Raw genomic sequence first — 11,293 nt, 5'->3', positions numbered from 1 at the left:
CCGATCGCCCGCCGCCCCGCCTTCCGGGAACACCCCGGCCGCATCCCGAACCGGCCCCCCGACCGGTTCGGGCGGCACCTCCACCCCGGGCCCGCCCGCCAGCACCCCGCGACCGAACCCGCCCCAGTTCACACCCTCCGTCGCCCCGAACGTCACGGTGGACGCCCAGGGCGGAACGGTCACCGTCCGCTGCGTCGGCGGGTCGGCCGAGGTGCTCGCGGTGACGCCCGCACCGGGCTTCGAGGCGAAGGCGTACGACCCGGGCCCGGTGAAGCAGGTCCAAGTCGAGCTGACCTCCGCCGAGCACCACAGCGAGATCCGGGTGCACTGCGCCAACGGCCGGCCGAAACCGAAGGTGAAGGAACGCGCACCCTGACCGGGGGCCGGCGGGTGCCGCGCCGGGGCGTACCCCCGGACGCGGCCCCCCCGTTCCCGCCGGCCGGTCGGTCACCGCCCGGCCAGCGCCGCCCAGCCCGGGTTCACCGGCTCCCGCCGCAGCGGCATGCCCGCCTCCGCCGGCGTCCGGTCGCCCTTGCGCTGGTTGCAGCCGTAGCAGGCCGCGGTGGTGTTCCGCCAGGTGTTCCGGCCGCCGCGCGAGCGGGGCAGGATGTGGTCGATGGTCGACGCCGGGCCGCCGCAGTACGCGCAGCACCGGTCGTCGCGGCGCAGCACACCGGCCCGGGACCAGGCCGGCCCGGCGCTGAACCGCCACCGGGTGACCACGTAGCGGACCAGCCGCACCACCCGCGGCATCGGGAAGACCCCGATCACCCGGTCCGGCTCCGCCTCGTGGATCTCGGCCACCCGTCGGCAGAGCATCCGGACGGCATGCTGGACGGTGACCCGGTGCAGCGGGCCGAGGTCGGCGTTGATGACGAGGACGGCGTCCACCGGGATCTCCTTCCGGGGCGGTGACGGACGAACTGCTCCGGACGGCGAAGAGCCGCCCGGTCCGGTGCGTCGGACGGGCGGCTCGGCGCGTACGGGTACGCGTCAGTCGGGCCGGCCCGCCCGGGGACCTTCCGCTCGGCAACCGTCGCCATGGAGCGTCGACGGCACGGTGGTGACGTGCGACATCGTCATGATCTGCTCCCGCGGCGGTGGTTGACCTTGCGCGATCACGGTAGGTCGGGGCGGGACAGAGGGGCAACGTATTTCGATCGGCTCCTCGGCTCGTCCGGGCGGCGCTGGCGGCGGGCGGTGACCCCCGCCGTGCGTCGGAGGGTGCTCAGTGGCCGGTCCAGCCGCAGGGCCATCCGCGCGGTGAGTTCGCTGTCCAGCAGCGGCCGGTTGACCTCACCGACGACCGACAGCGCCGGACCGGAGAGGGATCGCCAAATGGTGGCGAGCCCGGCGCCGAGGCCGAGCAGGGCGACGGCGGTCCGCGCGGTCGGTGAGCCGGCCGCGGCGGCGGCGCTCACCCCGACCACGGCGAAGAGCACCACCAGCAGGGGTGCCAGCACCGGCCAGAAGATGCCCCGGGCGGCCTGCGCCACCAGTCGCCGGTCCCGGATGATCAGGTTCCGCGCGACCACCGCGTAGTCCTCCTCGTCGAGCAGGTCGCGCGGGTGCAGACCGCCGGTGAGCACACCGCGCCACAGGTCACCCTGGTTGCGCAGCTCGCGGCTCAGCTCGGCGGGCTCCGGTTCGGTCGGGTCTCCCCGGCCGGAACGCTCCACGGCGACGGCCCAGGCGGCAAGCGAGCGGCGGACGACCGCCGCCGAGTACGGCGGCAGCACGGTGGCCAGCTCGTCCAGCCATCGGCTGAGTTGGATCTGCCGGCCGTTGAAGCGCCGCAGCAGTTCGGTGGCGTCACCGGGCCGGACCGTGTCGGCCAGTGACCGGCCCAGCCGGTAGGCCAACCCGATCCGCAGGTTGGTGGCCATGGTCCACCGCAGCACCTCCACGTTGAGGTCGTCGAGGGCCAGCAGCAGCGGTTCGGTGTCGGCGGTGCCGGGCGGTCGCAGGTCGGGCAGCCGGTCCAGGTCGGGCAGCCGGGCGCGGGCGGCGGCCGTGTCGGGCAGGGGTCCGTTGTGCCGGGTGAGCGCGGCGATCTGGGCCAGTGCCACGTCGACCCCGTCGAGGTACATCCGCATCCGGCGGGGCGCGGACATCTCGGTCAGATTGGAGAGCTTGGCCGGTGGGCGGGGCGCGACGGTCGGAGCGGGCGGGACGTTCCGCCCGTGGTGGTACGCGTCCGCCATCCACCAGCCCAGGCGCAGGGCGGTGACGACGCAGGCTCGCTCGTCGCGGATCAGCGGGTACGCGTCGTCCCGGCCGGTCTCCTCGGCGAGCGGCCCGATCTCCGCACCGGCACGGTGCAGTGGTGACATCTCCGCTGCCCTCCCGCCCGGCCGATCGACAGATGATCAATCGAGCGTACGGCAGCGTACCGTCGCTTATAGAGGGTTTTGTCGGTTTCGCTTGTTCCGCCCGGCCAGCAGCCCCCGCGGCCGGACCGAGCGCACCGGCTCAGCCGCGCCGCCCTCGGCGCGCAGGATGTGGTTCGCGGCGATGATGCCGGTCGCCGCGGAACGCTCCATCAACGCGCTCGGGAAGTCCGTGCCGATACCGTCCCCGGCCAGGTAGAGGCCGGCGGCGTCGGTGCGTACCCCCGGTCGCCAGGCGTGGCTGCCCGGCGTGAACGCCGGCGCCTGCGCCTCCACCCGGGCCCGCAGCTCGCGGACCTGCAGGTCGGCGACCTCCGGCCAGAGCGCGACGAGTTCGCGGCGCATCCGCTCGGCCAGCTCCTCGGCCGGCACGTCGGGCTCGCAGGCGTACGCGTGCAGCTCGATGACCGACCCGCCGGTCCGTCGCGCCCAGCGCCGCGGCTCGTTCTCCAGCCGGTGGTAGAGCGTCACCGAGTCCAGGGTGGGCTGCCGGGACACACCGCTGAACACCGCCCGGCCAACGGCGACGTCCCCGTCGCACCAGTACCGTGCCACCGCGTACGGCGGGCCGGGCGTGCCGAACGCGGGCATCCGCTCCACCAGTTCCGGCGCGTGCGAGGCCAGGTCGGGGGAGGCCGCGACCAGCGCGGCGAGCGCCGGCGGGTCGACCGCCAGCACGACGTGGCCCGCCGGGTGGTCGGCGCCGTCGGTGGTCGTCACCCGCCAGCCGTCGGCGTCGCGGTGCACGCCGGTCGCGGCGGCGCCGGTGCGCACCCGGCCGCCGTGCTCCTCGACGTGCCGGGTCAGCGGCTCCCAGATCGCGGTCGCGTAGTCCTCGTCGGGGCAGTCGAAGGCCAGCCCCTCCGGGTTGCCGAGCAGGTAGAAGTGGAACTGGGCGACCATCTCGGCGGCCGACATCTCCGCCTCGTGGTTGAAGAACGAGTGCGAGAAGACCTCGAACAGCATGGCCCGTGCCCGGTCCGGCAGTCGCAGCGACGCCAGCAGCTCGTCCGCTGTCAAGTCGTCCAGTTCGGCGTAGGTGCGCACCGGGTCGTAGGTGAGCAGCGGCAACGCGGCGTCCCGGTCCATCAGACGCAGGTCGGCCAGACGCAGGCTGGGACTGCGCAGCAGCAGCGCGAGCAGGTTCGCCGGCGGTGCCGGCGGCAGCTTGCCGAACTCCTCGGTCGGCCACTGCTCACTGAGGATCGGATAGCCCGGAACGGGCTTCAGGAAACCCAGGTCGGGGTCGATCCGGCGGAGGATGGACCGCCAGTTGTAGTACTGCCGGAAGAACGCGTGGAAGCCGTGCTCGTTGCGCTGGCTGCCGTCGGCGAGCGTCTCCGGCCAGGCGCCCAGCCGGCCGCCCAACGTGGGCGCGGCCTCCAGCACCGTCACCGCCACCCCGCGCTCGGCCAGCACCACCGCCGCCGACATGCCGGCGATGCCGCCACCGACCACCACGGCCGCGACCGGTCGTGGCACGCGGTCGGCGCCACCACCGCCCGGGTCCACCTGGTGCTGACGTACGCCGATGAGCCGACCCACCACTTGCGACAGCGCCACGAGCACCTCCGTCTTTCGCCCAGTCTCCCCTACGGCAGGCAGCGGCGCGTGCGGTCGGAGCTGGGCCAGACGTACTCCAGGTCCTCCGGGACGTCGTCGCCGAAGATCGGGCGGTAGTGCGCGGGGTCCTTGCGCACCAGCGACGAGCGGTGGCTCAGGTGCAGGTCGTCGCGGCCCAGCCAGGGCGGCAGCTCACCGGCCCGGGCCAGTTCCTCCTGGGTACGCACCACGGCGGTTCCGCAGGCAGCGGCCAGGTCGACGGTCATCGTGGCGGCACAGGTGTCGGCGCGCCCCGGTTCGGTCCAGACGGCACACATGTCCAGTCCGTACCGGGTGAGCGCCTCCTCGTACCCGGCCCACATCTTCACCGCCGGATGGTTACGCCAGCCGTATCCGGGACGGGTGAGTCCACGCAGCACCTGGATGGCCTCCACCCGCTGCTTGCCCAGCCGCCTCTGGTCCAGCGCGCGGGCGCTGGCCAGGAAGCCCGGGTACGGCAGGAAGGTCTGCATTGCGCTGCTCTACCCGTCGCCGGAGCCGACATGCCTGGTCGGGGATGATCCGGACGGGGTCGCCCAGCCTGGTCGTGCTGATTACGATCCGGGCATGGCGGAGCCGTGGCGGGACCGGGCGCGACGGGCGGTCGAGTGGAACTGGCGGCTTCGGTCCGTCGGTGACCCGCGACCGCACTACGTGATTTGCGGGAAGGACGCGCTCGCCTACTACGTCGCGCGGGCGATGCTCGAATCCGAGCTGCCGGCCGGCGGGGCCCGGGTGACCGTCGTGGTGCCGGAGCGTTACCGCAGCAACGGGCCGGACGTGGCGGGGCTGCGTGGGGTGCGGGTGGTCCGTTCGGATCGGCTGGACGTGGCCACGTTCGACGCCGCCGGGCTGGCCGGGGCGGCCGGGCTGGCCCTGCTGCACCAGGACGACGTCGGCAACCTGCACGCCGCGCTCTGCGCCCAGGCCGTGGACCAGCGGGTCCGCCAGGTGCTGCGGATGTTCAACGGCACCCTCGCCGACGGGGTACGAAAGCTGCTCAAGGCGCCGGTCGAGGTGCTCTCCGACGCCGAGATGGCGGCGCCGGCGTTCGTGGCGGCCGCGCTCGGCGAGGTCGACCCGAGTTCCTTCCAACATCGGGACAAGACGTTCCGGGTTGCCCGACGAGCCGATGTGCGTCCGCAGGACGTGGTCTGCGCGTTGGCCCACGGCGGCGATGAGCAGGGGGTGGACCTGCTGCCGGCCGAGCAGGCCGGCGCCGATCTGGTGCTGGCCGAGGCGACCGGCCAGCCGCCGGGGACGGAGGTGGCGGCCCGCCGACTGGTCCGGGCCCGGCGGCGGCGCCGTCCGGTCACGATGGTGCTCGGGGCGGTACGCGGCTTCGCGACCCGCAAGATCGGCGTCGCGGTGATGCTGGTGCTGGCGGTGATCGCGGTGCTCGGCGCGCTGATCTCCCGCGCCGAGGGCGTCTCCCCGGCGGAGGCGTTGTACCTGACGCTGGTCACGACGCTCAGCGGCGCCGATCCGGACACCGGCAAGGCGGCCGATGCGCAGATCATGCAGGTGGTGCTCAACCTGGCCGGACTGGCGCTGATCCCGCTGATCACCGCCGTCGTGGTGGACGGCATCGTCAACGCGCGGCTGGCCCTGCACACCGGCCGGCTGCAACCCGCGCGGGTCGGGCACGTCGTGGTGATCGGCCTGGGCAACGTCGGCACCCGGGTGATGGCGCAGCTGCGCGAGTACGACGTCGAGGTGGTGGCGATCGACAAGGACCCGGAGCCGCGCGGCGCGGCGCTGGCCCGGCAGTTGGAGGTGCCGCTCATCGTCGGGGACGCCGCCCTGCCGGAGACCCTGGCCGCCGCGTCGGTGGCCGACTGTCAGGCGTTGGTGGTGGCGTCCACCGACGACGTGGCGAACCTGGAGGCGGCGCTGGCCGCCCGGGATCTCCGCGACGACCTGCGGGTGGTGCTGCGGCTCTTCGACGGTGACTTCGCCGAGCGGGTCGAGGAGACGTTCGCCCTCGGCGTGTCCCGATCGGTCTCCTACCTGGCCGCCCCGGCCTTCATCGGCGCCCTCACCGAACGCGCGGTGATCACCACGATTCCGGTCGACCGGCACGCGCTGCCGGTCGCCGAGGTGCCGGTCGCCGCGGGCTCCGATCTCGACGGCCGTCCACTCGACATGGTCAACCGGGACGGACAGGTCCGGTTGATCGCCCGGACTCCGGCCAACGGGGCGAAGACGATCTGGTGGAGGGACCTCGACCCCCGACAGGTGATCTTCGCCGGTGACCGGCTGACCGTGGTCGCCCGCCGCCGTGGCCTGGACTGGCTGACCGGGCAGTGCGCCCCGCCCGCCCGTACCGGCCCGGTGTACCGGCCCGCCGGGCCGGCCGGTGGTGAGCCGCACCGGTCAGCGACTCCGCTGCCGCGCGAAATGCCAGGCGGCGCCGACGGCGAGCACGGCGAAGCCGGCGAGGACGCTGCTCAGCGGCAGGTTGACCACCAACAGAAGACACCCGACCAACCCGAGCCCGGCGAGCACCTGCACCGGTAGCCGCCGGTCCGGGTCCCGGCCCAGGGTGAGCGCCGCCGCGTTGGTGATCGCGTAGTAGACGAGCACCGTGCAGCTGGAGAAGCCGATCGCGTCGCGGACGTCGCCGAGCAGCACCACCACGATCACCACGGCGGCGACCGCCAGTTCGGCGCGGTGCGGCACCTGGCGCACCGGGTGCACGGCGGCCAGCGCGCCGGGTAGGTCGCGACGGCGGGCCATCGCGAGGGTGGTCCGGCCCACCCCGGCGACGAGGGACAGCAGCACCCCGACGACCGCGATGGTGGCACCGGCGCGGACGACCCACGCCAGGCCGGGCAGCCCGGCGGCGGTCACCACGTCGACCAGGGGCGCGGCGGAATCGGCCAGCCGGTCGGCCCCGAGCACGCCGAGCGCGACCACGGCCAGCACCAGGTAGATCGCGAGCACCACCCCGAGCGCCAGCGGCACCGCGCGCGGAATGGTCCGTTGCGGGTCGCGGACTTCCTCGCCGAGGGTGGCGATCCGGGCGTACCCGGCGAAGGCGAAGAACAGCAACCCGGCGGCGGTGAGCACGCCCCGCGCCGAACCGCCGGGTTCGCCGAGCCGGCCCAGGTCCACCGGCCCACCGACCAGCCCGACGACCGTGACGAGGGCCAGCACCGCGAGCACCAGCGCGACCAACGCCCTGGTCACCGCTGCGGTCTTGCCGATGCCGCACAGGTTCACCGCGGTCACCGCGAGCACCGCGCCGGCGGCGACCAGCCGGGCCTGGCCCGGCCACAGGTAAGCCCCGATGGTCAACGCCATCGCCGCGCAGCTGGCCGTCTTGCCGACCACGAAGCCCCAACCGGCCAGGAACCCGGCGAACGGCCCGAGGCGTTCCCGGCCGTAGACGTAGGTGCCGCCGGACTCCGGGTAACGGGCCGCGAGCCGCGCCGAGCTGGTCGCGTTGCAGAACGCGACGAAGCCGGCCAGCACCAGCGCGGGCAGCAGGCCGGCGCCGCCGGCCGCCGCCACCGCCGGGCCGAAGACCACGAAGACGCCCGCGCCGAGCATCGAGCCCAACCCGATGACAACCGCATCGGGTACGCCCAGCCGCCGCGCCAGTTGATCCACGAACCGAAACCCTAGGGGTACGAGGTGAACGGCCGGTCCCGTCCGCGGAGCCGCCCCGGTAACGGCACGTCGTCCCAGGGCGCCCGGTGCAGCAGCCGGTCCAGCAGCAGGCCCAGCAGGAGGCCGGCCACCGAGTCGGTCAGCCAGTGCCAGCCCAGGTAGGTGGTGGTCGTGAGGACCACCAGCGGCGGCACCACGCGGATCACCGTGACCAGCCGGGCGGGCAGTTGCCGGCCGAAGCTGCGGGCCAGCGGAGCGAGCAGCAGCGCGATGACGCCGTACCAGACGATCGCGTTGGCGACGTGCCCCGACGGGTAGGACTGGGCGAATCGCACCGGCAGGTCGTCGTGGAACAGCGGCAGGGTCTGCTCGGGCGGCAGGAACGGCTCCTTGACGCTGGCGCTCGGCGCCGCCCGAGCGGTCCAGACCTTCAGCGGACCGATCGTGAAGGTGGTGGTCACGAACCCGACCACCGGCAGCAGGATGGGCCGCACCGACCGCAGCCGGACGGCCAGCAGCACGCCCAGCCCGGCTCCTATCAGGGTCAGCGGGGTGCCCTGGCCGAGGAAGTTCAGCACCCGGGCTACCCAGTAGGCGGCGGCCGGGCGGTGCCCGTCGGCCCAGTCGGCGACCGCCCGATCCAAGCCGAAGAGCTGGTCGGCGGCGAGCGCGAGGGTCAGCCCTACCAGCCCCACCAGCAGCAGGGCGTCGAACCACCAGCCGGCCGGCCGGACCGGGCGTAGCCGCAGGTCACGTCGTACCGCCGTGGGTTTGAGCACGGGACCACGCTACCGGCCCCCGGCGAGGCCGGGGTGTACGGCGCTGTGGGCCGAGCCACGATGAGAGGCGGATGCGGGGGAAGACCAGTCATGCTTGTGCCCGTGCGGATCACGTCTGCCCTCGTGGACCCGGCGCTGCTCGACCTGCCCTGGTCGACACCGCTGGAGGAGTGGCCTGCCCAGCACCTGGTGGCCCTGCCGCAGGGCATCTCCCGACACGTCGTCCGGTTCGTCCGGTTGGGCGAGTACGTGTACGCGTTCAAGGAGACCCGCGAGCGGATTGCCGAGCGGGAGTACGACCTGCTGCGGGCTCTGGAGCGGATCGACTTCCCGTCGGTCGAGGCGGTGGCGGTCGTCGCCGACCGGCAGACCGAGGACGGGGAGCCCCTCGAATCGGTGCTGATCACCCGGCACCTGCAGTTCTCGCTGCCGTACCGGGCGCTGTTCTCGCACACGCTGCGACCGGAGACGATGAGCCGGCTGCTGGACGCGCTCGCCGCCCTGATCGTGCGAATGCACCTGACCGGCTTCTTCTGGGGCGACTGCTCGCTGTCCAACACGTTGTTCCGTCGGGACGCGGGCGCCTTCGCCGCCTACCTGGTGGACGCGGAGACGGGTGCCCTGCACAACTCGCTCTCCAACGGGCAGCGCGGTGAGGACCTGGAGATCGCCCGGGTCAACATCTTCGGCGAGGCGTTGGACCTCCAGGCCGCCGGCCTCCTGCACGAGTCCATCGACCCGGAGGTGGTGTGCGAGGAGGTCGTGCAGCGCTACGAGCGGCTGTGGCACGAGATCACCTACGAGCAGGCGGTCGAGCGGGAGGCGCGGCACGACATCGAGGGCCGGATCCGCCGCCTCAACGAGCTGGGCTTCGACGTGGCCGAGGTGGCCATGTCGTCGATCGACGACGGGCGCTACCTGGTCCGGCCGAAGGTCGTCGACGCCGGCTACCACACCCGGCGGCTGCTGCGGCTGACCGGCCTGGACGCCGAGGAGAACCAGGCCCGCAAGCTGCTCAACGACCTGGACGCCTACCGGGCGGAGAGCGACCTGACCGACGAGCAGCAGGCGGCGCACCGCTGGCTCACCGAGGTCTTCGAGCCGGTGGTCCGGGCCGTTCCCGCGCATTTGCGCCGGAAGCTGGAGCCGCAGGAACTGTTCGCGCAGATCATCGAGCACAAGTGGCTGCTCTCCGAGCGGGCCGGCCGGGACGTCGGCATGCGCCACGCGGTCCAGTCGTACCTGTCTGACGTGCTGGTGCACCGCCCCGACGAGCAGGCCGTCCTCGGCGTCGACGTCCCCGTCGTCGGCTGACCCCGCTCGACTGCGGTGGCGGGAGTATTCGGCGATTGCCTTTGGAGCTGATGCCGCAAACGATTCAGCCCGCAGCCCGCAGCCCGCAGCCCGCAGCCCGCAGCCCGCAGCCCGCAGCCCGCAGCGGCGTCCGAGCCGCCGACTCACTCCACCCAGGAGCCTCCGCGCAGCACCCGCACCACGTTCAGGTCGTCGTCCAGGACCACCAGGTCGGCGCGGAGACCGACCTGAAGCGCGCCGACCCGGTCGCCCAGGCCGATGGCCCGCGCCGGGGTGGTGGCCACCATCCGGGCGGCGTCGGCCATCGGGATCCCCGCGTCCACGGCGTGCCGCAGCGCGGCCTCCATGGTCAGGGTGCTGCCGGCGATCGCGCCGTCGCGGGCCAGCCGCGCCACCCCGTCGGTCACGGTGACGGCCTGGCCACCCAGCTCGTACTCGCCGTCGGGCATACCCGCGGCGGCCATCGCGTCGGTGATCAGCGCGGCCCGGTCCGGGCCGACGGTGGCGGTGGTGAACGTCAGGATGCCGTCGTGCAGGTGCACCCCGTCGGCGACGAGTTCGCAGATCACGGTGGGCGCGTCGAGCAGCGCCACCACCGGTCCCGGCTCGCGGTGGTGCACCGGCCGCATGCCGTTGAACAGGTGGGTGCCGACGCTGGCGCCGGCGGCGACGGCGGCACGGGTCTGCTCGTACGTCGCGTCGGTGTGCCCCACCGCGGCCACGACCCGCTGCGCGGCGAGCAGTTTGATGGCCTCCAGCGCGCCGTCGCGCTCCGGGGCGAGGGTGACCATCCGGATCGCGCCCCGGCCCACCGTGATGAGCTCGGTCAGCTCGTCGATGGACGGGTCGCGCAGGTACTCCGGGTTCTGGGCGCCGCAGCGTGCGGCCGACAGGTACGGCCCCTCGAAGTGGACACCCGCCAGCACACCCTCCTCGACCAGCGGGGCGAACGCCTCGGTGGCCGCGCGCATCAGCGGGAAGGGGGCGCTCACCAGGCTGGCCAGCAGCGTGGTGGTGCCGTGCGCCAGGTGGAAGCCGGCCGCCGCCCGGGCCTCGTCGGCGTCCCCGGTGGTGAAGGTGTGCCCGCCCCCGCCGTGGGTGTGCATGTCGACGAAGCCGGGCAGGATCCAGTGCCCGTCCCGCACCGACGGATACTCGGCCACCGCGGTGATCCGGTCCCCGTCCCACTCGACGCAGCCCTGCCGGATGACGCCGTTCGGGGTCACCACTCGGCCGTTCACCCGTACGGTCATCGTTTCTCCTGATGGTCATGGACACCCGTGGCGTCCAGGGCGAGCAGAGCCGCGCCGAGGCAACCGGCCTCGTCGCCGAGGGCCGCCGCGGCCAGCCGCGGCTCCCGGTGGAAGGTCATTCGTTCGTGCAGCGCCGCCCGCAGGGGGGTGAGCAGCCGGTCCCCGGCCTGGGCCAGGCCGCCGCCGAGCACGATCGTCGCCACGTCGAACAGCGCCTGCCCGGTGGCCAGGCCGTCGGCGAGCGCCTCGACGGCCTCCTGCCAGACCCGGGCGGCGAGGGGTTCGCCGCCGCGGCCCGTTCGGCCACCTCGGCCGCGGTCACCGCGCCCGTCGGCGGACC

The 11,293-nt window shown here is 73.7% G+C and carries 8 protein-coding genes and 3 pseudogenes; 3 read left to right on the top strand and 8 right to left on the bottom strand.

The window, feature by feature from the left end; genetic code table 11:
• Window positions 1-376 (top strand): annotated as a pseudogene (locus JNW91_RS32670) (hypothetical protein); the annotation flags it as partial.
• Window positions 377-447: 71 nt separating this feature from the next.
• On the opposite strand, the gene JNW91_RS25630 reads toward JNW91_RS32670, so the two are convergent.
• From JNW91_RS25630 to JNW91_RS25615, 4 genes are all read right to left on the bottom strand, one after another.
• Window positions 448-891 carry an HNH endonuclease gene (locus JNW91_RS25630; RefSeq protein WP_203177937.1) on the bottom strand — a complete coding sequence of 148 codons (444 nt, stop codon included), beginning with the start codon at window positions 889-891 and terminating at the stop codon, window positions 448-450.
• Between the two features lie 227 nt (window positions 892-1,118).
• Window positions 1,119-2,333, bottom strand: coding sequence for a hypothetical protein (locus tag JNW91_RS25625; protein ID WP_203177936.1), 1,215 nt, complete (start codon window positions 2,331-2,333; stop codon window positions 1,119-1,121).
• A 66-nt stretch (window positions 2,334-2,399) separates the two neighbouring features.
• Window positions 2,400-3,953, bottom strand: coding sequence for an FAD-dependent oxidoreductase (locus JNW91_RS25620; RefSeq protein WP_203177935.1), 1,554 nt, complete (start codon window positions 3,951-3,953; stop codon window positions 2,400-2,402).
• Between the two features lie 29 nt (window positions 3,954-3,982).
• A complete protein-coding gene (locus tag JNW91_RS25615; protein ID WP_203177934.1) occupies window positions 3,983-4,465 on the bottom strand; it encodes an MSMEG_6728 family protein in 483 nt (160 codons plus the stop codon).
• A gap of 94 nt (window positions 4,466-4,559) precedes the next feature.
• Here JNW91_RS25615 and JNW91_RS25610 point away from each other — a divergent pair.
• Window positions 4,560-6,380 (top strand): annotated as a pseudogene (locus JNW91_RS25610) (potassium channel family protein); the annotation flags it as partial.
• On the opposite strand, the gene JNW91_RS25605 reads toward JNW91_RS25610, so the two are convergent.
• Together JNW91_RS25605 and JNW91_RS25600 are read right to left on the bottom strand one after the other, a co-directional pair.
• Window positions 6,369-7,607, bottom strand: coding sequence for an APC family permease (locus tag JNW91_RS25605; RefSeq protein WP_203177933.1), 1,239 nt, complete (start codon window positions 7,605-7,607; stop codon window positions 6,369-6,371). The pseudogene JNW91_RS25610 and the gene JNW91_RS25605 overlap by 12 nt on opposite strands.
• Before the next feature lie 11 nt (window positions 7,608-7,618).
• Window positions 7,619-8,356 carry a phosphatase PAP2 family protein gene (locus tag JNW91_RS25600; protein ID WP_203177939.1) on the bottom strand — a complete coding sequence of 246 codons (738 nt, stop codon included), beginning with the start codon at window positions 8,354-8,356 and terminating at the stop codon, window positions 7,619-7,621.
• Between the two features lie 132 nt (window positions 8,357-8,488).
• Between JNW91_RS25600 and JNW91_RS25595 the strand changes: the two genes are divergently transcribed.
• The gene (locus JNW91_RS25595; protein WP_407664381.1) at window positions 8,489-9,700 is read left to right on the top strand and encodes a DUF4032 domain-containing protein; all 1,212 of its coding nucleotides are present in this window, start codon (window positions 8,489-8,491) and stop codon (window positions 9,698-9,700) included.
• A gap of 143 nt (window positions 9,701-9,843) precedes the next feature.
• On the opposite strand, the gene nagA is transcribed toward JNW91_RS25595, so the two are convergent.
• On the bottom strand, window positions 9,844-10,953 hold the full coding sequence (gene nagA / locus JNW91_RS25590; protein WP_203177931.1) for an N-acetylglucosamine-6-phosphate deacetylase: 1,110 nt from the start codon (window positions 10,951-10,953) through the stop codon (window positions 9,844-9,846).
• Window positions 10,950-11,293 (bottom strand): annotated as a pseudogene (locus JNW91_RS25585) (ROK family protein); the annotation flags it as partial. The gene nagA and the pseudogene JNW91_RS25585, both read right to left, overlap by 4 nt.

It is taken from the genome of Micromonospora parastrephiae, assembly GCF_016802865.1.
In the GTDB taxonomy this organism is placed as follows: domain Bacteria; phylum Actinomycetota; class Actinomycetes; order Mycobacteriales; family Micromonosporaceae; genus Micromonospora; species Micromonospora parastrephiae.
Note: the sequence above shows the minus strand (reverse complement) of the source record. Positions and strands in the feature narration are given on the sequence as shown.

Coding starts and splice junctions, on each gene's coding strand:
- JNW91_RS25625 (WP_203177936.1), bottom strand. CDS start 2,333: ATGTCACCACTGCACCGTGCCGGTGCGGAGATCGGGCCGCTCGCCGAG.
- JNW91_RS25615 (WP_203177934.1), bottom strand. CDS start 4,465: ATGCAGACCTTCCTGCCGTACCCGGGCTTCCTGGCCAGCGCCCGCGCG.
- nagA (WP_203177931.1), bottom strand. CDS start 10,953: ATGACCGTACGGGTGAACGGCCGAGTGGTGACCCCGAACGGCGTCATC.